21 protein-coding genes are annotated in these 26,127 nt (G+C 60.4%); 15 read left to right on the plus strand and 6 right to left on the minus strand.

Annotated features, from left to right (window positions below):
- Positions 1-32 precede the first annotated feature (32 nt).
- From E7738_RS05525 to E7738_RS05540, 4 genes are all read left to right on the plus strand, one after another.
- The gene (locus E7738_RS05525; RefSeq protein ID WP_021506148.1) at positions 33-1,211 is read left to right on the plus strand and encodes a benzoate/H(+) symporter BenE family transporter; all 1,179 of its coding nucleotides are present in this window, start codon (positions 33-35) and stop codon (positions 1,209-1,211) included.
- 153 nt (positions 1,212-1,364) lie between these two features.
- Positions 1,365-2,681: an SrfA family protein gene (locus tag E7738_RS05530; RefSeq protein ID WP_262255749.1), complete on the plus strand. Its 1,317-nt coding sequence runs from the start codon at positions 1,365-1,367 to the stop codon at positions 2,679-2,681.
- A 2-nt stretch (positions 2,682-2,683) separates the two neighbouring features.
- Positions 2,684-5,656 carry a virulence factor SrfB gene (locus E7738_RS05535; protein ID WP_125309626.1) on the plus strand — a complete coding sequence of 991 codons (2,973 nt, stop codon included), beginning with the start codon at positions 2,684-2,686 and terminating at the stop codon, positions 5,654-5,656.
- The gene (locus E7738_RS05540; RefSeq protein ID WP_394516188.1) at positions 5,653-8,025 is read left to right on the plus strand and encodes a virulence factor SrfC family protein; all 2,373 of its coding nucleotides are present in this window, start codon (positions 5,653-5,655) and stop codon (positions 8,023-8,025) included. The genes E7738_RS05535 and E7738_RS05540 overlap by 4 nt, the downstream gene beginning before the upstream one ends.
- On the opposite strand, the gene E7738_RS05545 is transcribed toward E7738_RS05540, so the two are convergent.
- The 3 genes from E7738_RS05545 to E7738_RS05555 all read right to left on the minus strand — a co-directional run bounded on the left by E7738_RS05545 (position 8,026) and on the right by E7738_RS05555 (position 9,170).
- On the minus strand, positions 8,026-8,295 hold the full coding sequence (locus E7738_RS05545) for a barstar family protein (RefSeq protein ID WP_058758476.1): 270 nt from the start codon (positions 8,293-8,295) through the stop codon (positions 8,026-8,028).
- Between the two features lie 2 nt (positions 8,296-8,297).
- Positions 8,298-8,732 (minus strand): ribonuclease domain-containing protein, encoded by a 435-nt coding sequence (locus E7738_RS05550; RefSeq protein ID WP_394516189.1) that lies wholly within the window; start codon positions 8,730-8,732, stop codon positions 8,298-8,300.
- Between the two features lie 87 nt (positions 8,733-8,819).
- Positions 8,820-9,170 carry a helix-turn-helix domain-containing protein gene (locus E7738_RS05555; protein ID WP_394516190.1) on the minus strand — a complete coding sequence of 117 codons (351 nt, stop codon included), beginning with the start codon at positions 9,168-9,170 and terminating at the stop codon, positions 8,820-8,822.
- A gap of 292 nt (positions 9,171-9,462) precedes the next feature.
- Here E7738_RS05555 and E7738_RS05560 point away from each other — a divergent pair, with 292 nt between their 5' ends.
- A complete protein-coding gene (locus E7738_RS05560; protein ID WP_031279145.1) occupies positions 9,463-10,617 on the plus strand; it encodes an efflux RND transporter periplasmic adaptor subunit in 1,155 nt (384 codons plus the stop codon).
- A gap of 18 nt (positions 10,618-10,635) precedes the next feature.
- Positions 10,636-13,791 (plus strand): multidrug efflux RND transporter permease subunit OqxB, encoded by a 3,156-nt coding sequence (gene oqxB / locus E7738_RS05565; protein WP_058758475.1) that lies wholly within the window; start codon positions 10,636-10,638, stop codon positions 13,789-13,791.
- Positions 13,792-13,983: 192 nt separating this feature from the next.
- Here the strand turns inward: oqxB and E7738_RS05570 are convergent, their stop codons facing one another.
- Positions 13,984-14,469, minus strand: coding sequence for an RrF2 family transcriptional regulator (locus E7738_RS05570; RefSeq protein WP_031279147.1), 486 nt, complete (start codon positions 14,467-14,469; stop codon positions 13,984-13,986).
- A gap of 521 nt (positions 14,470-14,990) precedes the next feature.
- Between E7738_RS05570 and E7738_RS05575 the strand changes: the two genes are divergently transcribed.
- Positions 14,991-15,203, plus strand: a complete 213-nt coding sequence (locus E7738_RS05575) for a hypothetical protein (protein ID WP_088515833.1) — start codon at positions 14,991-14,993, stop codon at positions 15,201-15,203.
- Between the two features lie 45 nt (positions 15,204-15,248).
- Here the strand turns inward: E7738_RS05575 and E7738_RS05580 are convergent, their stop codons facing one another.
- Positions 15,249-16,436: an MFS transporter gene (locus E7738_RS05580; protein ID WP_262255761.1), complete on the minus strand. Its 1,188-nt coding sequence runs from the start codon at positions 16,434-16,436 to the stop codon at positions 15,249-15,251.
- 210 nt (positions 16,437-16,646) lie between these two features.
- Between E7738_RS05580 and tus the strand changes: the two genes are divergently transcribed.
- The gene (gene tus, locus E7738_RS05585; protein WP_021506161.1) at positions 16,647-17,573 is read left to right on the plus strand and encodes a DNA replication terminus site-binding protein; all 927 of its coding nucleotides are present in this window, start codon (positions 16,647-16,649) and stop codon (positions 17,571-17,573) included.
- Positions 17,574-17,621: 48 nt separating this feature from the next.
- Here tus and fumC read toward each other — a convergent pair whose 3' ends face one another.
- Positions 17,622-19,019 carry a class II fumarate hydratase gene (fumC, locus tag E7738_RS05590; protein ID WP_136547774.1) on the minus strand — a complete coding sequence of 466 codons (1,398 nt, stop codon included), beginning with the start codon at positions 19,017-19,019 and terminating at the stop codon, positions 17,622-17,624.
- A gap of 197 nt (positions 19,020-19,216) precedes the next feature.
- Here fumC and manA point away from each other — a divergent pair, with 197 nt between their 5' ends.
- From manA to E7738_RS05625, 7 genes are all read left to right on the plus strand, one after another.
- Entirely contained in the window at positions 19,217-20,392 is a 1,176-nt protein-coding gene (manA, locus tag E7738_RS05595) for a mannose-6-phosphate isomerase (protein WP_141495484.1), read from the plus strand.
- Positions 20,393-20,521: 129 nt separating this feature from the next.
- Positions 20,522-22,021: a YdgA family protein gene (locus E7738_RS05600; protein ID WP_021506164.1), complete on the plus strand. Its 1,500-nt coding sequence runs from the start codon at positions 20,522-20,524 to the stop codon at positions 22,019-22,021.
- Between the two features lie 133 nt (positions 22,022-22,154).
- Positions 22,155-22,718 carry a fasciclin domain-containing protein gene (locus tag E7738_RS05605; RefSeq protein ID WP_031279149.1) on the plus strand — a complete coding sequence of 188 codons (564 nt, stop codon included), beginning with the start codon at positions 22,155-22,157 and terminating at the stop codon, positions 22,716-22,718.
- Between the two features lie 43 nt (positions 22,719-22,761).
- Positions 22,762-23,316: a sigma-70 family RNA polymerase sigma factor gene (locus tag E7738_RS05610; RefSeq protein WP_394516191.1), complete on the plus strand. Its 555-nt coding sequence runs from the start codon at positions 22,762-22,764 to the stop codon at positions 23,314-23,316.
- Complete coding sequence (locus tag E7738_RS05615; protein WP_394516192.1) at positions 23,313-23,960, plus strand: anti-sigma factor; 648 nt, start codon at positions 23,313-23,315, stop codon at positions 23,958-23,960. The genes E7738_RS05610 and E7738_RS05615 overlap by 4 nt, the downstream gene beginning before the upstream one ends.
- A gap of 392 nt (positions 23,961-24,352) precedes the next feature.
- Positions 24,353-25,798, plus strand: coding sequence for a methyl-accepting chemotaxis protein (locus E7738_RS05620; protein WP_394516193.1), 1,446 nt, complete (start codon positions 24,353-24,355; stop codon positions 25,796-25,798).
- A 63-nt stretch (positions 25,799-25,861) separates the two neighbouring features.
- On the plus strand, positions 25,862-26,098 hold the full coding sequence (locus E7738_RS05625; RefSeq protein ID WP_021506169.1) for a hypothetical protein: 237 nt from the start codon (positions 25,862-25,864) through the stop codon (positions 26,096-26,098).
- Positions 26,099-26,127: the final 29 nt, after the last annotated feature.

A 26,127-nucleotide genomic window follows, 5' to 3' on the forward strand; every position in this document is an offset into this window, starting at 1 on the left:
GTGCGTTATAACGCACAACAGGATGTGATTCCATGACCACTGCAACTGTTCGTCCGGCTTTTTCCTTTCCAATGTTGATTTCCGGCCTGATCGCCGTGCTGGTCGGCTACAGCAGCACCGCGGCGCTGATCTTTCAGGCGGCGCAGGCTGCAGGCGCCTCACCGGCGCAGATTGGCGGCTGGCTGTCGATGCTGGGCGTGGGCATGGGGCTGGCGTCACTCGGCCTGTCGCTGTGGACGCGGATGCCGGTGCTCGCCGCCTGGTCGACGCCGGGTGCCGCGCTGCTGGCCACCAGCGTGCACGGCCTGACGCTCAATGAAGTGGTCGGGGTGTTTGTCGCGACCAATCTGCTGATTGTGCTGAGCGGCGTGACCGGCCTGTTTGCCCGGCTGATGAACCATATTCCCCAGTCGCTGGCGGCCGCGATGCTGGCGGGGATTCTGCTGCGTTTTGGCATCGGCACCTTCAGCGGCTTACAGGATCATTTTGCCCTGTGCGGCAGCATGTGTCTGGTGTGGCTGCTGGGCCGCCGCTGGCTGCCGCGTTATGCCATTCTGCTGGCGCTGGTGACAGGCGTACTGGTGGCGCTGGGTCAGCGCGCCATCCACTTTCCGCCTCATGCGCTAACGCTGAGCGTGCCGGAATTTATCATGCCGCACTTTAATCCTGCCGCGCTGATTGGCGTCGGCTTGCCCTACTTCCTGGTGACCATGGCGTCGCAGAATGCGCCCGGTATTGCCACGCTGCAGGCGCATGGCTACCGGCCGCCGGTCTCCGCGCTCACCGGCTGGACCGGCCTGATCGCGCTACTGCTGTCGCCGTTCGGTGGCTTTTCGGTGTGTATTGCGGCGATCACCGCCGCGATCTGCATGGGCGATGATGTCGATCCGGACCCGGCGCGCCGCTGGGTGGCTTCCGCGCTGGCGGGCGTGTTTTATCTGCTGACCGGCTTTACCGGCGCGCTGATTGCCGTGATGCTCAGCGCACTGCCGCCGGTGCTGATCGCCACGCTGGCCGGTCTGGCACTGCTGGCCACGCTGGCGGGCAGTCTGCAGCGCGCGCTGGCGGAACCGGCGCAGCGCGATAGCGCCATCGTGGCATTCCTGATCACCGCCAGCGGCATCTCCCTGCTCGGCGTCGGCTCGGCGTTCTGGGGCCTGATCGGGGGCGTCCTCACCCATTTGCTGCTCAGCCCGCGCCGGAACGGTTAACATTTCACCACCCCGCGTACCGTGGGGGGAATAACGCCCTGTTTTCCCCCCTTTTTCCCCCGTTTGATTGCGGCGCATTTGGCTTAAGATCACTACCATCGCCCATCACACCCGATGTTTGGCTTCAGATAACCACCGATAAGGGCCCAACGAGTGGCAAAAACTTTTCTGCGCAGCGGCAATCTCGACGCGTTACTGGCTCTGGGGGAGAACGGCCAGCCGGTCTGGGCTTCTGCCCTGCAAATTCGCGAAACATTACGTTTGCGCCGCCAGACGACTCTGGCCAACTGCCTCGCGATCCCGCAGGCCAACGAGCGCGGTGACCGCCTTGACTGGTACGCGCCATTCAGCGGCAAAGTGAAATCCTGGCTGGCGGCCAGCGATCGCGAAAAGCGTCAGGCGCTGGATCAGCTCACCCTTAATCAGCAGGATTTGCAGGCGCTCAGCCTGCGCGCCCGGGATGCCGACAATCCGGCGATGCGCCTGTTTGGGGCGCTGCTGGCAAAGACGCTGCAGTTTCCCGATCAGCAATACGTCTATCTGGTGGATGGCAAGCCGGTGATCACCTTCTGGGGCTTCGTCGACCCGCAGGCGCGCACGCGTGATGATGCGCTGGCCTGCCTGCGCGACAGCCTTGATGAAGAACTGCCGCCGCTAGTGGTGCCCGCGCCGGAGCCAGAAAGGGCTGCCGCGCCTGAACCGGTTGCGGCCCCCGTTGTGGCGGAGCCCGAGCCGGAACTGCTGGCGGAACCCGAACCACAGCCCGAACCCGCACCGCTGAGCGTTGTCGCCGACGCGCCCGCGCGGAAGAAATCCGCACTGCGCCCGCTGCTGCTGGTGCTGCCTCTGGCCGCTGCCGCCGCAGCGGGCGTGGCCTTCTGGTTACACGACGCGCCGGTCCGGCCGGCAGAAACCGAAACCGTGCCAGTGGTTAGCGCCGCGCCTGCGCTTGCCCCGGCGATGCTGGCGAAAGCACAGACGCTGGCCGCCACGCTGCCGCACAGCAGTGCGACGGTGACGCCTGCACCGGCACCGGCTGCCCCACCGGCACCGCCGGAGGTCGTAGCGGAACATACCGAACCGGCCAAAGCGGACGATCTGGTGATGACGCCCGATGACGCGCGCCTCGGCTCGGTGAAATTTATCAATGGTACCTGGCGCGTGACGCTGCGTCAGACCAATCTGCCGACCGGCAAGCCGCCGAGCCTGCGCTATCAGATCCGCAACGGTAAAGGCAGCGCAGTGATTACCCAGGGCGACAATATTCGCTGTAAAGCCGATGTCACCGCCGCCATGACCAGCGCCGGCACCATGGTAGTGCGCAGCCGCTATACTGCCAGCTGCAGCGATAAATCACGCTATCGCATGCCGGAGCTGGTGTGCAAAGCCGGTGATGGCATTGCCAGCTGTACGGCGCAGTATGGCGCCGATCAGGTGTTCCCGTTGACGATTAAGCGTGAGAGTAAGTAACCATGTTGGCTCCCCTGATTGATGACAAACAGAAAATCACGCTGATCGAAGACAGCGGTGTGCAGTTTCTTGATTTTGGTTTGCGCCTGCCCGCGCTACAGGCGCGGCGGCAGTTTGTGCGCCAGACCGCCAATGGTCCGCTGCTGCGCCTCAACGTTGATGGCAACAGCGGCAAGTTTCTGCTCTATCCGCAGGATGGCGGTGCCGCTGAGGTGGTGCGTCCGGAAACCGATATCGCGCTGGCCGATTCTCTGACGCTGCTGGCCGGGCAGTGGCTGCCGCTGCCGGTGCTGCGCTGTTCCAGTGGCCGTCGTTTCATCGGTGGCCCGGATAACTGGGCGCGTCTGCGCCTTGCGCCGCTCAGCCAGCCCGACGCGGCGGGTAATACCCATCGCATCACCCTCGCCTTCGATACGCGCCTGGTGGCCGACGCGGACGGCGGTGAGCAGCTGGGGTTGAGCAAAGCCGATGCGCAGAACGGCGTCAGCTTTGCGCTGGCGTGGCACAACTATGAACTGGGCGAGTTCCTCGACCTTACCTGGGTTGACGGCTGGCTGCGCGAGACGTTCAGCCAGCAGGTGTATGCGCTGGAATCACGCCGCGAGCAGGAAGTGAACCAGGCGCTGCGCGAATTTGAATATCAGGCGCACTATCTCAACGTGCTGGAACTGCTGGGCGAACAGCTCGATCTGGCAGAAATCACTATCCAGGCGGCCTCACCGCAAACGCCGGCGGTCAACGTGGATATCATTCTCGACGTCGGCAACTCGCACACCTGCGGCATTCTGGTGGAAGATCACCCCGAAGAGAGCAACGGCCTGCGCCAGACCTATGAGCTGCAGCTGCGCGATCTGTCGCAGCCGCACCAGGTCTACAACGAGCTGTTCGACAGCCGACTGGAGTTTGCCGAAACGCACTTTGGCAAAGCCAACTTCTCGCTGGAGAGCGGCCGCGAAAACGCGTTTATGTGGCCCTCGCTGACCCGCGTCGGTCGCGAAGCCAGTCGTCTCGCGCTGCAGCGCGCCGGCACCGAGGGTAGCACCGGCCTCTCCAGCCCGCGCCGCTACTTATGGGACGAAGCGCGTTATCAGCCCGGCTGGCGCTTCAACGCCAGCGGCGGCAGCGACGAGCCGCAGGCCACTGCGCTGCCGTTTACGCTGTTGCTCAACGATGAGGGGCAGCCGCTGCATGCCCTGCCGGAAGATGACCGCCTGCCGGTGTTTTCTGCCAGCTACAGCCGCAGCTCGCTGATGACCTTTATGCTGTGTGAGCTGCTGGCGCAGGCCATGATGCAGATGAACAGCGTGGCCCAGCGCCAGCGTATGCCGCAAAGCCAGGCGCCGCGCCAGCTGCGGCATGTGATCCTGACGCTGCCGTCGGCCATGCCGAAGCCGGAGCGGGAAATTTTTCGTCGCCGCATGCAGGAAGCCATCGCGCTGGTGTGGAAAGCCGAAGGCTGGCATCCGGCCGACGCCGCGTTTGACGCCGCCAGCCAGGCACACAGCCTGCGGCCGGTGCCGGATGTGCAGATGGAGTGGGATGAAGCCACCTGCGGACAGATGGTGTGGCTGTTTAACGAAACCCAGGTGAACTTTGCCGGCCGCGCGGAAGATTTCTTCAGCAGCATGGCGCGCCCGGATCGCCCGCGCGAAGCGGATGAGCTGCCGGGCAAAAGCCTGCGCATCGCCTCGATTGATATCGGCGGCGGCACCACTGACCTCGCCATCACCCAGTATCGTCTGGATGATGGTCAGGGCAACAACGTGAAAATCACCCCGCGCCTGCTGTTCCGGGAAGGGTTTAAAGTGGCCGGCGATGACATTCTGCTGGACGTGATTCAGCTGTGGATCCTGCCCGCGCTACAGCAGAGTCTGCAAAAAGCCGGCCTGGCGCTGGCGGAACCGCTGATGAACAAGCTGTTTGGACACGACAGTCGCATGGATGGTCAGGCCACGCTGCGCCAGCAGGTCACCCTGCAGCTGTTTATTCCGCTGGCGCAGGCGGTGCTGGAGCGCTATGAAAACTGGAATCCGCTCGACAGCCACAGCGAAATTAACGCGCTGTTTGGCGAGCTGGTGCCGCAAAAGCCAGCCAGCAGCGTGCTGGCGTTTGTCAACGGAGAGATTCAGCGCACGCTCGGCGGCGACAGCCGTTTCGATCTGCTTGACGTGCCGCTGGTGGTGAGCATGGCGCAGTTGCATGCTGAGTTCCTGCAGCACCGGATGGCGATCATCCCGGCGCTGCGCGCCATGTGCGAAGTGGTTTCCCTCTATCAGTGCGATGTGCTGCTGCTGACCGGTCGCCCGTCGCGCTTCCCGGGCATTCAGGCGCTGGTGCGTCATTTGCAGCCGCTGCCGGGCAGCCGCATTTTGTCGCTGGAGGGGTATCACACCAGCGACTGGTATCCGTTCAACAAACAGGGACGCATTGATAACCCGAAATCCACCGCGGCGGTCGGTGCCATGCTGTGTCTGCTGGCACTCGATCTGCGTCTCAGCAGCTTCTGGTTCCGCGCCGGCGATTTTGAACCCTACTCGACCATTCGCTATCTTGGCGTACTGGATGAAAACGCCACGCTGAGCGATGACAATCTGTGCTATAGCGAGATTGATCTCGACAGCCACAGCTTCGCGCTGGACCGTAAAAGCAGCTTCCGCATTCGCGGTAACGTCTGCCTCGGTTTCCGCCAGCTGGAGAACGACCGCTGGCCGGCGACACCGCTCTACAGCCTGAGCATTACCGATCCGCAGCTGGCGCGCCAGGTAGCGGGCGAAAGCGTGCTGCGCATCAGGCTGGCGGTACAACCGGGCCCGGATAACCTCGGCCCGGAGCGGCTGGTGCTGAGCGAGGCGCGCATGGACGATGGCACGCGCGTGCCGCTGGAGCAACTGAGTCTGAAACTGAATACGCTGTCGGCCACCGGCAACGCCAATGCGCAATACTGGATCGACAGCGGGAGCGTGTGTAAACGATGAGAACTGCCAAAAAAGCCACGCCGGCGACACCTGCTAAACGCCTGGGTCTGCTGCAGGAGACGGTTGACGGCGCGCTGAACTGGGTGGAGAGCCACCAGGCGCACTCGCCGCGTCTGGCGCTGGAAGCCGATACGCTGCGGCTCCAGCTGCGGCGCGCCCGGGTTGAAAGCCACGCGCTGGCGCGACAGCTGGCGCGGCCGGTCACCCTGGCGCTGTTTGGTCAGTCGCAGGCGGGCAAAGCCTGGCTGCTGAGTGAAATGGTCGGCGACGCGCAGGGCCAGCTGATCGCCCGCCTCGGCGACAAAACCCTGAACTATTTTCAGCACATCAATCCCGGCAATCTCGATTTTGCCATCGCCACCCGTTTCAGCCATCAGCGTGAAGCGCAGTCTGGCGCGTGGCCGCTGGAGATGACGCTGCTGAGCGAAGCCGAGCTGATTCGTCTGATGCTGGCTTGCGCCAGCGCGGACACCCAGCCGGACAGCGCGGCGATTGATGCCGCGCTGCAGCGCCTGCAGCGCCATCGCCAGAGCGAGATGCAGCCCGGCCTCGACAGCGACGCGCTGGTGACGCTGTGGGCGTGGCATCGCCGCCAGCCCGACCACGCCGAGGTGCTGGACCGCCATTTCTGGCCGCAGGCGATTGAGCTGGCACCGTGGCTCAACGTGGACGACCGCGTGCAGCTGTTTGCGCTGCTGTGGCCGCAGCGTCCGGCGCTGAATGAAACCCTGCGCAGCCTGCTGCATCTGCGCCATCAGCTGCGGCACGCGCCGCGCGTGCTGGCACCGCTCAGCCTGCTGGTGGATGACGCCTCGCTGCCCGCTGAAAAGCTCATCGGCCATGACGCCGACCTGAACGAATTGATTGAAGTGTGTCCGGTTGTCGCCAACCGCGTGGGCAAACCGCAGTCGGTACCGCTCGGCTGGCTGGCGCTGCTGACGCTGGAAATCACCCTGCCGCTCAGTTCGACGCCGCGTCAGGCGCTGTATGACGAAGCCGATATGCTGGAGCTGCCCGCACCGGGCACGCCCGCCGACCGCGATCAGCAGGACGAGCGCGCAAGGTTGCAGGCGCGTGATGCGCTGCGCGCCAGTCTGCTGGAGCAGAAACGTGCCCTGCTGCCGGGCTTCTATGCCGCACGTCAGGGCATCGATTTAATGCTGATTTGTACCGCCGCCAGCCAGCGTCAGGATGCAGATCTCGCCGCCAGCGCGCTGCGCGAGTGGCAACTGCAACAGAGCGCGACGGCCAGCACAGACAAGCCGCGCCTGATTTGGGCGATTACGCCGCACGATGCGCGCTATCAGCAGTCGCAAATCAACGTCGATGAAGCGGTACAGCGGCAGATTGGTCAGCCAGGCCAGAGCTGGGGCTCAATGCTGGCGCGCGATCGCGCCGGCGTCGACCGCATGAGCAGCTGGCTGCAGGATGAGATGCAGCCGGAGGCACGGCGCGACCGGCTGGCGCTGCAGCTCAGCACGCTGCAGCAGAAACTGGTGGAGCGTCTGCAGCCGTGGACCGAAGCCAGCGCCACGCCGGAACAGGCCGCGCGGAAACAGGCCATCGCCGATACGCTGCTGAAGTGTTTACAACATCGCACCGGCCTGCACGGCGAGCTGCTTGAGCGTCTGCAGCCGTCGCGCGAAGCGGTGCGCCAGCTGTGGCTAAGTCAGAGTCACGGCAGCACGCCGTCCACCGGCGGTCAGCCGGCCGCGGCAGAGCAGAGCTATTTTGGTATTGGTTTTGAGTTTGACCTGTTTAACGATGAGCCGGTAACCACCGCCGAACCGCGCAGCAGCAGCGGCCAGCGCGATCAGCAGTTTCCCCAGCAGGTGTTCGCGCTGTGGCTGGCGCACCTGCGTCAGCTGCCGGAGAGCCAGAGCCTGCTGGCGCTGCTCAACGTTGATAAGCCGACGCTGGAACTGCTGGTGGAGGAGCTCATCACCGCCAGCTTCCGTCTGCAGGTGCTGAGCAAACTGCAAAGCGCGCTGAACGAAACGGAGACGCAGGCCAGTGCCCATGAAGCGCGCACCGATCGCCAGGTGTCGCGTGCCATGACGGTGCTGGGTGACTTTGTCGCCTGGCTCGGCTTCCTGCAGCGGGATGAACGTGAACGGCCACAGAGTCGCGTCAATCGCGGCAGCCCGATTTTCGCCCGCCCACCGGCGCCCAGCGTCAGCTTTTCGTCAGGCCAGCGTCTGACGCGGCTGTCTGCCGCGCCGGCTAACCACACCGCCTATTACATTTATGACTGGCTGGTGGGGTTAAATTCGCTGATCGTCGAGAATAACGGCTACACCGGCGGCGGTGATTTGCCGGCCAGCGCACGCCAGACGCTGGCGATTATGCTGCTGCCGCTGCACGCGTAGTCAGTGTGTAATCAGGCGCAGCTCGCCCGCCAGCTGCTGCGCCGCCTCTTCCAGCAGCGCCAGCACCGGGGCAAACTCCGCGCTGGTGCTGACCTCGGCGACATGCTGCAGATGCAGCGTTGCCGGCAGCGCCATGCCGCCGGTCAGCCAGTCCCACAGCGCATCCAGATTGTAGCCAAAGCATTCACCGCAGCCGCTCTGTTCGACCAGCGCCTGATAAAAGGCCTGGCGCGTGCCCAGCGTGCGAAAATCAAAATGGAGTGTCAGCATAGTCAGGGTACCGGCGTGAAGCTGCGATAGTGATTGGTGGTGAGAAAGATCAGCCCATCGGAAGAGTAAAGCAGACGATCGGCATCGCGGTGGCCGCAGTCATAATTGACGTCCGCTTCATACCACTGGCGTCCCGCCTGCATCGGCAGTCGCCGTTCGCGGTTACTGAAGCGATCGCCGCCAATCGCGCGCCCCGGCAACACTTCACACAGGTTGCCCTGCGCCGGGTTCCAGCCCTGACGACGTGCCGCGCTTTTGGTGAGATAAAAATCAGGCAAACGGTGATGCTGCTGCAGCCAGCGCGCCACGCGATGTGCATCGGTCAGTTGCGCAATATCCGTCTGTTTTTCTGGTGCAGTACCGCTCAGATGGGGCTTCAGCCCGATCCAGCAAACCACCAGCGCAAACAGTAATCCAATCCAGAGTTTTTTCGACATAGTGACATCCTGAAAAGCAGGACGCCGATAATAGCAGGTTTCAGGCGGGGAAAAACGCGGGCCAGCATGGCTGGCCCTGGCGGAGGTTTACTGCTGCATCGTGCTCGGGGTGTGCGCGGCGTGACGACGCCATGCGCCCGGTGCCACGCCATACTGGCGCTTGAAGCTGCGGTTAAACGACTGCTGTGAATCGAAGCCCAGCGAAATGGCCACGTTGAGGATCGGTTCGTTGGTGGTGGTCAGGCGGTCGGCCGATTTTTTCAGCTTCTTAGCCCGGATGTACTCACCCAGCGGATAGCCGGTGTGCTCTTTGAACATACGCTGCAGGTGCCACTTCGAATAGCCGGCGCGCCCCGCTACGGTGTCCAGATCCAGACGTGCTTCAATGTTGTTATCAATCCAGTCGATCAGATCGTGAATAAAAGCGTCGCTCATCATCCCATTCTCTCCCGTCGCCATGGCGAACAGTATCAGTATCAGTTGCAATTACACTTTAAGGGTGACTGACTATCGCACTTAATGCAAGTTTTATTATTGCATTAAATGCCGCACTCGCCGTAGGGGCTTTCGCTACCTGTTACGAATTGATCAAAACCGCACATAAAGTGTATCAGATATTCTTGCAGATGCAGTTCGCCCAAGCCTACACTCCTGTGGTTTTAATGCAATCTTAAAAGTTGCAGATTTTTCGTACGTCTCCTTTCTTTTTCACCAACGCGGAATAACAACAATGCATCTGCAAACATATGGGGTTCGTCGGGCCGTAAGCCTGTCAGGAGTGATGTTGCTGGGAAGCCTGCTGGCCGGTTGTGATCGCGGTGTGGCGCAAAACGCGCCACCGCCTCCGCCCGAAGTGAGTGTCGCGCAGGTGGTGCAACAAAAAGTCAGCCAGTGGGATAGCTTCAATGGCCGCATTGAAGCGGTGCAGAGCGTGCAGCTGCGTCCGCGCGTCTCGGGCTACATCGATCAGGTTAACTATCGCGAAGGCGATGAGGTGAAGAAAGGTCAGGTGCTGTTCACCATTGATGACCGCACCTACCGCGCCACGCTGGAGCAGGCGCAGGCCGAACTGGCCAGCGCGCGTAGCCAGGCGGCGCTGGCCCGCAGCGAGTCGGCCCGTACCGACAAGCTGATCGGCACCCAGGTGGTGTCGCGCGAAGAGTGGGAACAGCGGCGTTCGACCGCCAGTCAGGCGCAGGCCAGCGTGCTGGCCGCCCAGGCGGCAGTCGATATGGCGCAGCTGAACCTCGACTTCACCCGCGTCACCGCGCCGATTGATGGTCGCGCCAGCCGGGCGATGATCACCACCGGTAACCTGGTGACCGCCGGCGACAGCGCCAGCGTTCTCACCACGCTGGTTTCACAGGACCGCATGTACGTCTACTTTGACGTCGACGAAGCGATTTATCTGCAGTACCAGGCGATGGCGCGTCAGGGCCAGAACCGCGGTTCGCTGCCGGTAGAGATTGCGCTGACCGGCGAACAGGGCTATCCGCACCGCGGCACCGTCGATTTTCTCGATAACCAGCTGACCGCCAGCACCGGCACCATTCGCATGCGCGCCACGCTCGACAATCAGCAGCGTCAGTTTACCCCAGGCCTGTTTGCCCGCGTGCGGCTGCCGGGCAGCGCAGAATTTAACGCGCTGCTGGTCGACGACCGTGCGGTACTGACCGACCAGGATCGTAAATACGTTTACGTGGTTGATGCGCAGGGCAAAGCCGAACGCCGCGATGTTCAGCTGGGCGATCTGGCTAACGGCCTGCGTATTGTGCAGCAGGGTCTGAAGCCAGGCGACAAGGTGATTGTCAACGGTCTGCAGAAAGTGTTCATGCCCGGTATGCCGGTAAAAGCGCAGCCGGTGGCCATGCGCTCCGCTCAATAATAATCGAGACTGCCCGTTATGGATTTCTCCCGCTTTTTTATCGACCGACCGATTTTCGCCGCGGTCCTGTCGATTTTGATATTTACCACCGGACTGATCGCCATTCCGCTGTTGCCGATCAGTGAATACCCCAACGTGGTACCACCCAGCGTGCAGGTGCGCGCAGAATATCCCGGTGCCAACCCCAAAGTGATTGCTGATTCGGTGGCAACGCCGCTGGAAGAAGCGATCAACGGGGTGGAAAACATGATGTACATGAAGTCGGTGGCCGGCTCAGATGGCGTGCTGGTTACCACCGTGACCTTCCGCCCGGGGACCGATCCCGACCAGGCGCAGGTCCAGGTACAAAACCGCGTGGCGCAGGCTGAAGCGCGTCTGCCGGAAGAGGTGCGTCAGCTCGGCCTGACCACCCAGAAGCAGTCACCTACCCTGACGCTGGTGGTGCATCTGTTCTCGCCCCACGGCAAGTACGATTCGCTCTATCTGCGTAACTACGCCACGCTGAAGGTGAAAGATGAACTGGCGCGCCTGCCGGGCGTCGGCCAGATTCAGATCTTCGGTGCCGGTGACTACGCGATGCGCGTCTGGCTCGACCCGAACAAAGTGGCGGCGCGCGGCATGACCGCCGGCGACGTGGTCAGCGCCATGCAGGAGCAGAACGTGCAGGTTTCTGCCGGCCAGCTGGGCGCTGAGCCGACGAAGAAAGAGAGCGATTTCCTGCTGTCGATCAACACCCAGGGGCGGCTGGAAGATGAGGCGCAGTTTGGCAACATCATCCTGAAAACCGCCGACGACGGCACGCTGGTGCGCCTGCGTGACGTGGCGCGCATCGAGATGGGCTCCGGCAGTTATGCCCTGCGTTCGCAGCTGAACAACAAGGATGCGGTTGGTATCGGTATCTTCCAGTCGCCGGGCGCAAACGCCATCGACCTGTCGAATGCGGTACGCGCCAAGATGGCTGAGCTGGCAACGCGCTTCCCGGATGACGTGCAGTGGGCCGCGCCTTATGATCCGACGGTGTTCGTGCGTGACTCAATCCGCGCCGTGGTCCAGACGCTGTTCGAAGCCATCGTGCTGGTGGTGCTGGTGGTGATTCTGTTCCTGCAGACGTGGCGCGCCTCGATCATCCCGCTGCTGGCCGTGCCGGTGTCGGTGGTCGGTACCTTTAGCGTGCTCTACCTGCTGGGCTTTTCGCTCAATACCCTGAGTCTGTTCGGGCTGGTGCTGGCGATAGGTATCGTGGTTGATGACGCCATCGTGGTGGTGGAGAACGTCGAGCGTAACATTGAGCAGGGCTTAACACCGGTGGCGGCAGCTCACCAGGCGATGCGCGAGGTCTCCGGGCCGATTATCGCCATCGCGCTGGTGCTGTGTGCGGTATTTGTGCCGATGGCCTTCCTCTCGGGCGTAACCGGTCAGTTCTATAAGCAGTTTGCCGTGACCATTGCCATTTCGACGGTGATTTCGGCGATTAACTCGCTGACGCTCTCTCCGGCACTGGCGGCGAAACTGCTGAAGGCGCACGGTGCGCCGAAGGACCTGCCGACGCGCCTGATTGATCGCCTGCTGGGCTGGGTGTTCCGGCCGTTTAACCGCTTCTTCCAGCGCAGCTCGGACGGCTATGAATCGATGGTCGGCAAAACCCTGCGCCGGCGCGGTGCGGTGTTTGGCGTGTACGTGCTGCTGCTGGCCGGTGCCGGCTTCATGTTCCACACCGTGCCAGGCGGCTTTATTCCGACGCAGGATAAGCTGTACCTGATTGGTGGCGTGAAGATGCCGGAAGGCTCATCGCTGGCGCGTACCGATGAAGTGATTCGTAAGATGAGCGAAATCGGCATGAACACCGAAGGCGTGGCCTACTCCGTCGCCTTCCCCGGCCTGAATGCGCTGCAGTTCACCAATACGCCCAATACCGGCACGGTGTTCTTCGGTCTGAAACCATTCAGCGAGCGCAGCCGCACTGCGGCGGAAATCAATGCTGAGATCAACGCGAAAATTTCCAAAATCCAGCAGGGCTTCGGTTTCTCCATCATGCCACCGCCAATCCTCGGTCTGGGCCAGGGATCGGGCTATTCGCTGTATGTGCAGGACCGTGCGGGCCTGGGCTATGGCGCACTGCAAACCGCGATTAATACCCTGTCCGGTGCAGTGATGCAGACGCCTGGCATGATGTTCCCGATCTCCTCCTATCAGGCCAACGTGCCGCAGCTGGATGTGCAGGTCGATCGCGACAAAGCCAAAGCACAAGGGGTATCGCTGACCGATCTGTTCACGACGCTGCAGGTGTATCTGGGTTCCTCTTACGTCAACGACTTCAACAAGTTTGGTCGTACCTGGCGTGTGATGGCGCAGGCTGACGGGGATTTCCGCGACAGCGTGCAGGATATCGCGAACCTGCGCACCCGTAACGATCGCGGTGAGATGGTGCCGATTGGCAGCATGGTGAACATCACCACCACCTACGGTCCGGACCCGGTGATTCGCTATAACGGTTATCCGGCGGCTGACCTGATTGGCGATGCCGATCCGCGCGTGCTCTCTTCTGCGCAGGCGATGGAAAAACTCGAGGCGATGTCCAGCCAGGTGCTGCCGAACGGCATGAATATCGAATGGACCGACCTGAGTTATCAGCAGGCAACCCAGGGCAACACCGCGTTTATCGTGTTCCCGGTGGCGGTGCTGCTGGCGTTCCTGGTACTGGCGGCGCTGTATGAGAGCTGGACGTTGCCGCTGGCAGTGATCCTGATCGTACCGGTGACGATGCTCTCCGCACTGGTCGGCGTGTGGCTGACCGGCGGCGATAACAACGTGTTTGTCCAGGTCGGTCTGGTGGTGCTGATGGGGCTGGCATGTAAGAACGCCATCCTGATCGTCGAGTTCGCCCGCGAACTGGAGATGCAGGGCAAAGGGATTGTGGAGTCGGCGCTGGAAGCCTGTCGCCTGCGTCTGCGCCCGATCGTCATGACCTCCATCGCCTTTATCGCCGGCACCGTGCCGCTGATTCTGGGCGAAGGTGCAGGTGCCGAAGTGCGTGGCGTAACCGGCATCACCGTGTTCTCGGGCATGCTGGGGGTTACGCTGTTTGGCCTGTTCCTGACGCCGGTGTTCTACGTGACGCTGCGTAAGCTGGTGACGCGCAAGCAGCAGCCGGCGGTGGAAACACAGACGGTGTAAACGCTAAGGAGTAAAACCCATCCGGGCCACCGTGCCCGGATTTTTTTTGCCTGACGCAGCACGACGATGTTACACGGCAACAGCACGCCTCTGCGCCAGAGCACAGCAGCGGGATTTCACAGGATTTACAGGGGTAGATTGCGCGTACAGAAGCGGAATGGAAAAGTGCGCATCAGCGATGCGCACGGGAGGTTAGCGGTCTTTTTTGCAGAGTTCGGCGATTTCGAGGTCAGGCAGCGGTTCGCAGTTGCTGGTATCGTGCTTTTTCAGCTCGTTAAGGGCATCGGCGACGGTGCGGGTTTCCAGCACTTTAAGCGACGCCTCTTCCGCTTGCTCCGCGATCGATTTGAAGTACCAGCACAGGTTGGCGCTGACCAGGCAGCGCGGTGCGACATCGGGGCGCGACGCCCACAGTTTTTTGTCTTCAATCACTGAGGTGTAGATATCGCGCAGCGTGATCTCAGCGGCCGGACGACCCAGATGGATCGAGCCGGTACGGCCAAGCGTCGAGACAATGATGCCATCGCGCGTTAACGGAACCATGAGTTTCCGAATGAAACTGGGGTTCGCTTCAAGACCGTACGCCAGAATGGCACTGGTCGAGCGTTTACCCAATTGCTCCGCCATCGCTACGCTCAAAACCATCTGCAAAGCTGTCGGGAAGCGGTAATCTAGCATTTCTGTTTCCTGAGTTGCGGCCTATCTTCTTGTTTTCATACCGCGGCAGTGAATAATCAATGAGCAATAAATATAACAAACACTGTTGCTTTTTAGAATACCGAAAATGCTTTCCGCCTGTGACTAACCTGCGCTATTACCCGCCTTGATATCTACTTAAACTATTGAATTTAGATAAAAATATTCCAACAGGGCATGCCGCTGACCGCTTTAGCACTCTGAGCCTTGCGCAACAATATGCGCGATGTGTCACTTTTTTGCCCCCACCGCTGTAGCTGCGGGCTGGCAAAGGACGTTGTGACAAAGGGATGATTATTTCTGCACGGGTGTCGCGCCGTGTGCGCATCCGACCTTCAGACAAGCCATTGTTTCTGTGTAAGAAACAAAAACACCCCGGCTAAGGGGGCTGCGTCAGGGTCGATTAACCAGCTTCTGAAAGGAATAATATTGATCCGTGTCAGGATTGCCTTGCTATTTTTTATACAAAATGCGCGCCGTTACTATTTTCGAGGCGCGAAATAATGTCTGTATTATCCCCGGTCGTTGGCGCGTTATTGCTGACCGTTCTCCCGCTGACGGTGGGCATCATCACGGCGGCAACCAGCTGCCTGAACGCGCCAACCTTATGGCAATGCGTGCGGATGGCACCGCTGCCTTTCGTTGTCTCGGCTGGCTGCACTCTGCTGTTAAGCGCGTTGTGTTGCCTGCTGCAATATCTGACGGATCGCCACTAAAGCGCACCAACAGCCATCTCTGCCCGTTAGCCGTCAGTGGCGATTTCAACCCGCGGATTCCGGAGCGCCTGCCGGCAATTTCCGCTTCAGCACCACCACCAAAAGCACGTTGATGAGCGCCAGCCCGCATAACAGCCACAGCGTAGCCTGCGCGCCGGAATGCTGGAAAATATAGCCGCCAATCAGCGGCGTGAGCGCCTGACCAATCAGCGCCGGTCGCGCCATGCGGCCAACCACAATGGCGTACTCTTCCGGTTTTACCATCGCCAGCGGCAGCGTACCGCGCACGATAGCCCGCAAGCCATTTCCTGCACCGTACAGCACCATACTTACCAGCGCCCACGCGGGATAACAGGCCAGCAGCAGTAATCCCAGCGCCACCAGCCCGACTGAGAAGAAAGTGGTCCAGATGGGATGGCCGCGCTTAAACGCCATATCGACAATGCGCGACGCCACCTGGCACGGCCCCAGCAGCGTGCTGATCGCCAGCGCGGCGCTCAGCGAATGCCCGCTCGCCTGCAGCAGGGTAATCAGCTGCACCGATATCGCCGTCATGATCACCGACGCGAGGGTAAAGATGCTGCACAGCAGCCAGAACAGCGTGGGAGCCAGTGAATTCTGTGCGGTATGCTGTTGCGTGGCTTTTGGTATGGATGGCGTACGCGGCGCCGGCAGCGCATACAGGTAAGCCGGCAGCACCGCCAGGCACAGCAGCGCGGCGATAGCCAGACAGGCGCCGCGCCACTCCAGCCAGTGGATCAGCAGCGCGATGCCGGGCCACACCAGTGAGGTACAGAATCCTGAAATCAGCGTAATACCGGTAATCGCGCCACGCGCCTGGCCGCCATATAAGGTGCCCAGCGTGGCGAACAGCGCGTCATACAGGCCCATCGCCATGCCCGCGCCGATAATCAGCCAGGCAAACAGAAACAGCGGCAAACTGTGGCTCTGCGCCATGATCACCAGCCCGAGTGCCATCACCGCCCCGCTCGCCGCCAGCAGCCGGCGACCCTGTGCGCGGGCAATCAGCCGGCCGCACAGCGGTGCCAGCAGGCCGGAGACCAGAATGCCGAGCGAAAGTGCGCCATACACCCACTGCTGCGACCAGCCGGTTTCCGCGATGATCGGGTTAGCCATCACGGCCATCAAGTAAAATGATCCGCCCCACGACAGGATCTGCACGGCGCCGAGCGTAACGATAGCGGGCGCGCCCGGTTTTGGCTGATACTCCACAGCTAATATCCGTTAACAGGTAAATCACGGTTATAACATGTTCATCCGACAGGAAAAATGCCCGCACGCCCTGTTGAGCCGAATTCCACGCCGGGGTTTCAGCGATCGGATGGATAAACTTTATCGTAGTATGTTGTAACTAGTATGCTTGCTTGCTCGCCGCGTCATTCAGTGCCACCCTTTGGTATGTTGTAACTATGGAGAACCGCGATGGCTCGCTATGATTTAGTGGCTGATTTACACGAATGCGTGAATACGCTGGAGCGCGAACTCACTGCACTGCGGGCGTCGGTTGAACAGCAGCCGCTGTTGCTGGCGCGCGTGTTCAGCCTGCCGGAGATCGAGAAAGGCAAAGAGCATGATGAAATCAACCGCATCGCGGTGACCCAGCATCTCGGTAAACGCGCGCGCGAAATGGCCCTCGCCCACTATTGTCGCCTGTTTATGCAGCATCAGTCAGAAAAACTCAGCACCAAAGCGGCGGTGCGTCTGCCTGGCGCCCTCTGCATTGAGGCGGATGAGGCGGCCAGCCAGCGACTGGAGCAGCAGGTCACGACCATCAACACCCTTAAACAGCGGCTGGAGCAATTGATCACCGTCGACTCCGGCCTGCCGAGCGAGGCGCGTTTTGAGTTTGTGCACCAGCATCTGCGTGGCCTGATCACGCTCAATGCCTACCGCAGCGTCACGCTACTGCAGGCGCCGGATACGCTGCGTTTTGGCTGGGCGAATAAAAACATCATCAAGAAGGTGACGCGCGAGGCCATCGTCGAGCAGCTGGAGCGCAGCCTGAAGGCGAACCGCGCGCAGGCGCCGTGGACGCGCGAACAGTGGGCAGAGAAAGTGCAGCAGGAGCTGGAGCGGGTGCGGTCATTGCCGGACGGCGCGCAGCTGAAGATCAAGCGGCCAGTCAAAGTGCAACCTATCGCGCGGCTGTGGCGCGCCAGCGAGAAAAAACAGCTGCAGCTGGCCTGCCCTTCGCCGCTGCTGGTGCTGTGCCGCGATCGTACGCAGGTGCCGACGCTGGGTGAACTGCTGGATTACGATGCTGAAAACATCGCGCACCGCTACAAGCCGCTGGCGCAGCCGCTGCATCTGATCATCCCGCGGCTGCATTTATGGAGTGACCGTCTGTAAGGCAAAAAAACAGCGCGACAGGTCGCGCTGTAGTGTCCGGCAGTAAAGCTATTGCTTCATGCTGCCAACCATCTCTTCCGGCCGCACCCATTCGTCAAACTGCGTTTCAGTCAGGTAGCCGAGCTTCAGCGCCGAGGCTTTCAGTGTCAGCCCCTGTTTGTGCGCCTGCTTGGCAATTTCCGCCGCTTTGTCATAGCCGATATGAGTATTCAGCGCGGTAACCAGCATCAGCGACTCGTTGAGCAGCTGATCGATGCGCTCGCGGTTGGGCTCAATGCCCACCGCGCAATGGTGATTGAAGCTGTCCATGCCGTCGGCTAGCAGCCGTACCGACTGCAGGAAGTTGTGGATCACCATTGGCCGGTAGACGTTGAGTTCGAAGTTACCGGATGCACCGCCCATGTTCACCGCCACGTCATTGCCCATCACCTGACAGCACAGCATGGTCAGCGCTTCACACTGCGTTGGATTGACTTTGCCTGGCATGATCGAGCTGCCGGGCTCATTTTCCGGAATGCTGATTTCACCGATGCCGCAGCGCGGACCGGACGACAGCCAGCGCACGTCGTTAGCGATTTTCATCAGCGAGGCGGCCAGGCCTTTCAGCGCGCCGTGCGCATGCACCAGCGCATCGCAGGTCGCCAGCGCTTCAAATTTGTTGGGCGCAGTGACAAAGGGTTGCTGCGTCAGGTCGGCCAGCGCTTTCGCAACGCGCACCGCATATTCCGGATGGGTATTCAGGCCGGTACCGACTGCGGTACCGCCCAGCGCCAGCTCGGCGACGTGCGGAATACTGTGTTCGATGTGCTTCAGATTGTGCTCCAGCATGGCAACCCAGCCGGAAATCTCCTGGCCGAGCGTCAGCGGTGTGGCGTCCTGCAGGTGGGTACGACCAATTTTAACGATGTCTTTAAACGCGGCGGACTTCTCGCTCAGGGTATTTTTCAGCACTTCAATTTGCGGAATCAGCTGTTCGCGCAGCGCAATCACCGCGGCAACGTGCATCGCCGTCGGGAACACATCGTTGGAGCTCTGGCTCTTGTTAACATCATCATTCGGATGCACTTTGCGCGACATGCCGCGCTCGCCGCCCAGCAGTTCGCTGGCGCGGTTAGCCAGCACTTCATTCATGTTCATGTTGGTCTGGGTGCCAGAGCCGGTCTGCCAGATGGCCAGCGGGAACTCGTCGCTGTGCTGGTCGGCCAGCACCTCGTCAGCGGCGTCGATAATCGCCCCGGCCCGTTCAGCCGGCAGCAGCCCCAGATCGCGGTTAACCTGGGCGGCGGCGCGCTTGGTCAGCGCCAGCGCATGCACCAGCGCCACGGGCATCTTCTCGGTGGAGATACGGAAGTGCTCCAGCGAACGCTGCGTTTGTGCGCCCCACAACTTATCTGCCGGAACTTCGATCGGACCCATTGAATCTTTTTCAATGCGGTTGGCTGCCATGACTACGTCTCCTTAGCTCAGATTTTGAGGTTTCCGCCTAAGTCGTCTTCCCGCGACGCCTTAGAGCGAGCAAGATTGTCACATACAAGAAATTAACATTATGCGAGCCCATCGCGTTTATTGCACTTGTTCGTGTATTTTCTATGGCACTTTCTGCTTTAATACGCTTATTTACTTACCGTTATTAAGGGTAAACGATGCAAAAATTGAACAATTCGCTGCAAAATTATGCATGGGGCAGCAAAACCGCGCTGACCGAACTCTACGGCATCGAAAACCCGCAGGGATTGCCGATGGCGGAATTATGGATGGGCGCGCACCCCAAAAGCCCCTCTACCGTTGAAGTGAATGGCATCACCCGTTCGCTGCGTGACGTGATCAATGACGATCAGGTCGCGACGCTGGGGGCTGCGGTAGCGCAGCGTTTCGGTGAGCTGCCGTTTCTGTTTAAAGTGCTGTGCGCCGATCAGCCGTTATCGATTCAGGTGCATCCCAGTAAAACTGCCGCAGAAGCCGGTTTCGCGCGTGAAAACGCGGCGGGCATTCCGCTCAGCGCCGCCGAGCGCAACTATAAAGATGCTAACCACAAGCCCGAACTGGTGTATGCCCTGACGCCGTTCCAGGCGATGAACGGCTTTCGCGAACTGCCTGAGATTGTCTCGCTGCTGGAGCCGGTCGCGGGCGCGCATCCGCAGATCGCCCATTTCCTCGAAAACGCCAGCGAAGCCGCGCTGGCTAAACTGTTCGCTACCCTGCTGTCGCTGAAAGACGAAAGCAAAACCCGCGCGCTCGGCGTACTGAAATCCGCGCTGAACGCGCGCGAAGGCGAACCGTGGCAGACCATCAAAACCATCGCCAGCGACTACCCGGACGATAATGGCCTGTTCTCACCGCTGCTGCTGAATGTCATCACCCTGCAACCGGGTGAGGCGATGTTCCTGTTCGCCGAAACGCCGCATGCCTATCTGAAAGGCGTGGCGCTGGAAGTGATGGCCAATTCGGATAACGTGCTGCGCGCCGGCCTGACGCCAAAATTCATTGATATTCCGGAACTGCTGGCCAACCTGAAGTTCGAGGCCAAACCGGCGGCAACGCTGCTCACGCAGCCGCAGACACAGGGTGACAGCCTGAACTTCCCGATTCCGGTAGAGGATTTTGCCTTCGCCATCCATACGCTTTCGGCCACGCCGCAAACGCTGGCACAGCACAGTGCCGCCCTGCTGTTCTGCATCGAAGGCCAGGCGGTGATTGAAAAGGCCGGGCAGCAGCTGGTACTGCAACCGGGCGAATCCTGCTTTGTCGCAGCCAGCGAGTCGCCGGTGAGCGCGGCGGGGACTGGTCGTCTGGCGCGGGTGTACAACGCGCTGACGTGAGGCGGCTGACGCCTGCAGCATTAACTGCTATTATTTCAAACTATTAATTAAAAAACGCCTGCGGGCGTTTTTCTTCACCCGTCGCGCGGCCCAACGGTATGCGCACGCAAGGATAAGGACGACTCAGCGATGAAAAAGACCAAGGTTGCCGTAGGTGTGATTGTGGCGCTCGGCGTAATCTGGACTGGCGCAGCGTGGTTTACCGGTAAACAGCTGGAAAGCCACATGGATGAGATGCTGCAAAATGCCAACAGCCAGATCAACGCGTACGCGCCGAATAGCCGTCTGACGCTCAGCTATCAGGATTACCAGCGTGGCGTATTCAGCAGCAAAACCAAACTGGTGATTCAGGCCAGTTCGCAGACTGAAGACAATCCGTTGCTGAAGCCGGGTCAAAGCATCGTGCTCAATGAAACCATCGATCACGGTCCTTTCCCGTTTGCTCAGCTGAAACGCGGCAACCTGATCCCCAGCATGGCCTCGGTGCACACCGAACTGGAAAACACCGATGCGGTGAAGAAACTGTTTGAACTGACTCAGGGCAAATCGCTGGTTAATGCCGATACCCGCGTTGGTTACAGCGGCGCGACCGATACCGCGCTGCACCTGCTGCCGGTGGATTACAGCAATGCGCAGACCGGTGATCGCCTCGCCACCAACGGCGGCACGCTCAACGTCAGCGCGGACAGCAAAGGCGACAAAGTGAGTCTGCAGGGCGACTTCTCCAGCATCGCCGTCACCAGCAAAAACCAGTTGCAGCAGCCGGTGCTGTTTACCCTTAACGGTCTGAAGCTGGGCGGTGACACCCACCTGAGTCCGGAAGGCGTGCGCGTCGGCGACCAGACCATCACGCTGGATAAGCTCGACGCCAGCATCAACGGTCAGGAAGGCCTGACGCTGGAGAAGCTGGACGGGAAGTCCTCGTTCGACAACAAAGACGGTAAGATTGGCGGCCAGATTGATTATCAGGTCGATAACATCAGCCTGCAGAAACAGCCGTTCGGCGAAGCCAAACTGGCGATGAAATTTGCGCAGTTTGATGCTCAGGCGGTGAAAACCTTCTCTGACCAGTACAATGCGCAGATGCAGGATCTGCTGAACCAGCCTGGCGTGGTGGACGATCCTATCCGCTACCAGGCCAGCGTGCAGACCATTCTGAGAAATAACCTGCCGACCCTGCTGAAAGGTTCGCCGACCGTAAGCGTGGCGCCGCTGAGCTGGAAAAATGACAAGGGCGAGAGCACGTTCAACCTTAACGTCGGTTTTAACGATCCGGCGACCGTCACCGGTGAACCGCAGAGTCTGGGTGCCGCCGTGGATCGCGTGCTGAAAACGCTCGACGGTAAGCTGAGCATCAATATGCCAATGGCGACGGAAGTGATGCGTCACGTCGGTCTGGCGGAAGGTTATCAGGGTGATGATGCGCAGAAGCTGGCCGATCAGCAGGTGAAAGGTCTGGCGGCGATGGGCCAGATGTTCCGTCTGACGCAGCAGCAGGACGATAACATCACCACCAGCCTGCAATACGCTAACGGTCAGGTCACCATGAATGGCGACAAAATGACGCTGGAGCAGTTCCTGTCGCGCTACATGTTAGGCGCGCCAACCAGCGAAGGCATGCCAGAGTAATCCCCGCGGCAGCCCGCTCCGGGCTGCCGTTTTCCCCCGGCAAAAAAATTTCACTCTTTTCTGCATCTGTTCAGCCGCACCGTACGTATATCCCTTTGTGAGCACCCTTCTGCTCCTTCAATGAGGATATATGATGAAAAAGTTAATCAGTTATGCCGTCCTGTCTGCAGCCCTGCTTGGCGCGAACGCTGCGATGGCGGCCATGCACGCCGATTCGGTGATGGTAGGCGGCGCGGCAATGTATCCACAAAAAAACATTATTGAAAACGCCCTGAACTCGAAGGATCACACTACGCTGGTCGCTGCCGTTAAAGCCGCGGGTCTGGTCGATACCTTACAGGGCAAAGGCCCGTTTACGGTGTTTGCGCCGACTAACGCCGCCTTTGCCAAACTGCCTGCCGGCACCGTTGATGCACTACTCAAACCAGAAAACAAAGCCAAACTCACCAGCGTGCTGACCTACCATGTGGTCGCCGGTAAATATGATATGAAAGCGCTGGAGCAAAAAATTAAACAGGGTGGCGGTAAAGCCGAATTGAAAACGGTGAATGGTCAGCCGCTGTGGATTATGAGCAACGGGCCACATAATATTCAGCTGAAAGATGGTCAGGGTAATGTGGCAAATATCAGCACTTATGATGTAAATCAGAAAAATGGCGTCATTGACGTTATTGATACCGTCTTAATGCCTGAATAACTGTCTATACTCGGTAAGGTTAAACAAACCGGCCAGGAGTATTATGGACGCCTCTCAGGCTGAGCAACAAATAGCCTTAATACAGGCGGTCGCGAAGCGCGACCGCCTGGCTTTTGAACAGCTGTACCGGCTGACTTCCCCGCATCTGTTTGCGGTAGCGCTGCGCATGTTACGCCAGCGGGCGTGGGCGGAAGAGATTCTGCACGAATGCTACATCACGGTCTGGCACAACGCCGCGTCATTTAACAGCGCGCTCAGTTCTCCCCTGACCTGGATGACGCACATTGTACGCAACCGCTGTATTGACTGGTTGCGCAGCGGCTATGCCAGACAATTCCATGCCGATGAGGCCTGGCTCGACGATTTGAGCAGCACGCCGGGTGACGTCAGTCTGGATGAGCAGTGCGATCCGCAGGTTGCCCGCCTGCACCACTGTCTGCAGCATTTGAGCAGTGAACAGCGCCAGTCGATCGCGCTGGCCTATTATCAGGGCTTATCCCATGCCGACATTGCCGGGTGGCTGCAGCAGCCGGTCGGCTCGGTAAAAAGCTGGATTCGACGTGGCCTGGACCATCTGCGGGAGTGTGTAGGACGATGAGTGACAAGGTGCAGCGGGATGACGCCCTGGCGGCGGAGTTCGCCCTCGGCACGCTGCGCGGCAGCGCGCGATTGCGCTTTCAGCGCAGACTGCAGGCCGAGCCGGCGCTGGCGGCGCAGGTCGCCCGCTGGCAGACGCTGCTGGCGGGTCTCGACCAGGTTCAGCCGCCCGTCACGCCGCCGGAAACGCTGTGGAAAAAAATTGCCCTTTCCCTGCCGCCCGACAAGCGCGTCGCACCCGCACGCCGGACGCTACCGTGGCTGGCTGCCGCCTGCGTCGCGCTGGGCTTAGCGCTGACGGCTTACTGGCTGCGCGAGCCGGTTATGACACCGCTGGCAGTGCTGACCGATGCGCAACACAGTCAGCAATGGGTGGTGAGCGCCAGCCGCCGGCAGGACGTGATCAGTCTGGCGCCGCTGCAGGTCACCGCGGTCAGGGCGGATCAGAGTCTGGAACTGTGGCTGATTCCGCCTGGCCGGGCGCCCGTTTCACTCGGTCTGGTCACCGGAAGTGCGCCGCAGCAGTATCCGATTGAGAAACAGCAGTCGCTGGTTAAGGCGACGCTGGCGATCAGTCTCGAGCCGCACGGCGGTTCCCCAACCGGACGTCCAACGGGCCCGGTGCTTTACAGTGTGAATTTATAATCGGTGATGGTCACGGGTGAAATTAGCGTTAACACGGCAGCGTTTATTATTTGTTGACGCCCAGCGTGTTGCAGGCGGAGTGCTGTTAATCATTGCGGCGTGACTTAAGCTAAATTAACGGGCACTGAACGCTCAATTTCAGCAAACGGCAAAAACAATGAAAGTTTATTTATCCGCCGGCGAGCTTTACTGCCGCGGCCAGGCGAAATAACCCTCTTGTAAATTAATCTGGCATATCTTTGGGAAAGAAATATTTTATCGACGATTCATTTTCTTTTTCAGAATTCCCTGCCATGCTTAAAACGCTAAACCATAGTACGCGATATTATCGCGAACAATAAATAATAACGCTCGACACCATTGTGTCTTAAACGACACCGGGGAAACTCACCATGCAATTTCTTAAAAACTTCACCATTCGCCGGGTTGTGCAGTGCATCCTGGTCGCGGCGCTACTGATTGTGGCGCTGGCCGGGATCTATGGCAGCACGGTGCTGCGCGACATGCATCAGCGCGAACTGCATAACGCCACCCTGACCAGCCAGCTGCTGTTTCTCAATCGCGCAAGTTTAGTGATGGCATCGGGAACCACGGCGGCGAAAGCGGCTGTAGCGGCCGATGCCCCGGCCGATAGCGACTGGGCGCCGCTGCGTACCGCCCTCACCGCATCGCCGGCTGACTTTGCGGTGCCTGCGGCTGAGCGCCTGCATTTCCTGCAGCGCGACATCGCAGCGAATAACCATGCCGACCAGTCCGATCGCCAGCGTCTGCAAATGGCCTTTGGCATTGCTGCACTGCTGATGCTCGCGCTGCTGCTGTTCTGTGACCGTTTTCTGGTCACGCATCTGGTACGGCCGCTGGGGGCGCTGCGGGAACATTTCCGCGGCATCGCCGCTGGCGATCTTACGCGGGAACCGCAGGATTTTGGCCGCAACTGTGTGGGTCAGCTGATTCCGCTGGTCAGGCTGATGCAGCAGAGCCTGCTGACCACGGTGCGTGCCGTGCATGACAACACCGACGTGCTACGCAAGGAGTCTGCGGATATCGCCAGCGGCAATGCCGATCTGTCCGACCGCACCACCCGCCAGGCGGCTGCGCTCGAGCAGACCTCGGCCAGCATGGAGCAGCTTAGCGCCACCGTAGAGAAAAATGCCCACAGCGCGGGCGAAGCGCGCGAGCTGGCTGAGGATGCGGCGCGCACCACGCGCGACGGCGAAGCGCTGGTCAAAAGCGTGTCAGCGATGATGGCCGATATCGCCGCCGAAGCCGATAAAATCCGTCAGTTTACCGCCACGGTTAACAGCATCGCGTTTCAGACCAATATTCTGGCACTGAACGCGGCTGTTGAAGCCGCCCGCGCCGGCGAGCAGGGACGCGGCTTCGCCGTGGTGGCCGCTGAAGTGCGCACGCTGGCACAACGCAGCGCCAGCGCCGCGAAGGAGATCGAAGGGCTGATTAATGGCACCGTGACGCGCGTTGGCGAGGGCGCGCAGACCGCGCAGCGCGCCGGCGCCATCATGGACAGCGCCACGCAAAGCGTTTCCGCCGTCACGTCGCTGATTGGCCAGATTGCGCTGGCGTCAGACGAACAGAGCAAAGGCATTGCCCAGGTTACGCTGGCCGTGACCGATCTGGATCGCGTTACCCAGCAGAATGCCGCCCTGGTGAAAGAGATCGCCGCCTCGGCCGGCAGCCTGAATGGCCGTACCGGAACGCTGGCTGCGGTGATCAGTCATTTCAACTTTTCTGACAGCCCGCAGGACAGCGCGCTGCTGGCCGGTCAGCGCCCCGTTTCAGCCACCGGCAGCTTCGCGACAGAAAAGCTTGCCCGTCTCTGACCTGGCATAGCTCGCAGCCGATAACCACACCGCCAGGGACAGGCCACAGAAAGAGAAGAACTTATGAGCCATCAATCATTGCAGCACATCGTTCCGGTTCAGACTGATGTGCGTGACTTACGCATCGCCACGGGCATGACCCAACTGCACGCGGCTGAACGCTTCGACCTTAGCCTGCGGGTCTGGCAGATGAAGGAGTCCGCAGCAAAACCGTCGCCGCTCAGTCAGGGAGAATATGAGTTTTTGCTGCTGCTGGCAGGAAAACATCCCTATTTTAGTCTGACGGCCAGAGCCCGCTAATGCCGTGCGCGCTGGCCGTTGCGTCAGCG

This window comes from Pantoea sp. SGAir0430 (genome assembly GCF_043549295.1).

What these genes read in the sequence shown, in the direction of transcription:
- E7738_RS05525 (WP_021506148.1), top strand. Translation starts at nt 33, where the DNA reads ATGACCACTGCAACTGTTCGTCCGGCTTTTTCCTTTCCAATGTTGATT.
- E7738_RS05535 (WP_125309626.1), top strand. Translation starts at nt 2,684, where the DNA reads ATGTTGGCTCCCCTGATTGATGACAAACAGAAAATCACGCTGATCGAA.
- E7738_RS05540 (WP_394516188.1), top strand. Translation starts at nt 5,653, where the DNA reads ATGAGAACTGCCAAAAAAGCCACGCCGGCGACACCTGCTAAACGCCTG.
- E7738_RS05545 (WP_058758476.1), bottom strand. Translation starts at nt 8,295, where the DNA reads ATGCTGACACTCCATTTTGATTTTCGCACGCTGGGCACGCGCCAGGCC.
- E7738_RS05550 (WP_394516189.1), bottom strand. Translation starts at nt 8,732, where the DNA reads ATGTCGAAAAAACTCTGGATTGGATTACTGTTTGCGCTGGTGGTTTGC.
- E7738_RS05555 (WP_394516190.1), bottom strand. Translation starts at nt 9,170, where the DNA reads ATGATGAGCGACGCTTTTATTCACGATCTGATCGACTGGATTGATAAC.
- E7738_RS05560 (WP_031279145.1), top strand. Translation starts at nt 9,463, where the DNA reads ATGCATCTGCAAACATATGGGGTTCGTCGGGCCGTAAGCCTGTCAGGA.
- oqxB (WP_058758475.1), top strand. Translation starts at nt 10,636, where the DNA reads ATGGATTTCTCCCGCTTTTTTATCGACCGACCGATTTTCGCCGCGGTC.
- E7738_RS05570 (WP_031279147.1), bottom strand. Translation starts at nt 14,469, where the DNA reads ATGCTAGATTACCGCTTCCCGACAGCTTTGCAGATGGTTTTGAGCGTA.
- E7738_RS05575 (WP_088515833.1), top strand. Translation starts at nt 14,991, where the DNA reads ATGTCTGTATTATCCCCGGTCGTTGGCGCGTTATTGCTGACCGTTCTC.
- tus (WP_021506161.1), top strand. Translation starts at nt 16,647, where the DNA reads ATGGCTCGCTATGATTTAGTGGCTGATTTACACGAATGCGTGAATACG.
- fumC (WP_136547774.1), bottom strand. Translation starts at nt 19,019, where the DNA reads ATGGCAGCCAACCGCATTGAAAAAGATTCAATGGGTCCGATCGAAGTT.
- manA (WP_141495484.1), top strand. Translation starts at nt 19,217, where the DNA reads ATGCAAAAATTGAACAATTCGCTGCAAAATTATGCATGGGGCAGCAAA.
- E7738_RS05600 (WP_021506164.1), top strand. Translation starts at nt 20,522, where the DNA reads ATGAAAAAGACCAAGGTTGCCGTAGGTGTGATTGTGGCGCTCGGCGTA.
- E7738_RS05605 (WP_031279149.1), top strand. Translation starts at nt 22,155, where the DNA reads ATGAAAAAGTTAATCAGTTATGCCGTCCTGTCTGCAGCCCTGCTTGGC.
- E7738_RS05610 (WP_394516191.1), top strand. Translation starts at nt 22,762, where the DNA reads ATGGACGCCTCTCAGGCTGAGCAACAAATAGCCTTAATACAGGCGGTC.
- E7738_RS05615 (WP_394516192.1), top strand. Translation starts at nt 23,313, where the DNA reads ATGAGTGACAAGGTGCAGCGGGATGACGCCCTGGCGGCGGAGTTCGCC.
- E7738_RS05620 (WP_394516193.1), top strand. Translation starts at nt 24,353, where the DNA reads ATGCAATTTCTTAAAAACTTCACCATTCGCCGGGTTGTGCAGTGCATC.
- E7738_RS05625 (WP_021506169.1), top strand. Translation starts at nt 25,862, where the DNA reads ATGAGCCATCAATCATTGCAGCACATCGTTCCGGTTCAGACTGATGTG.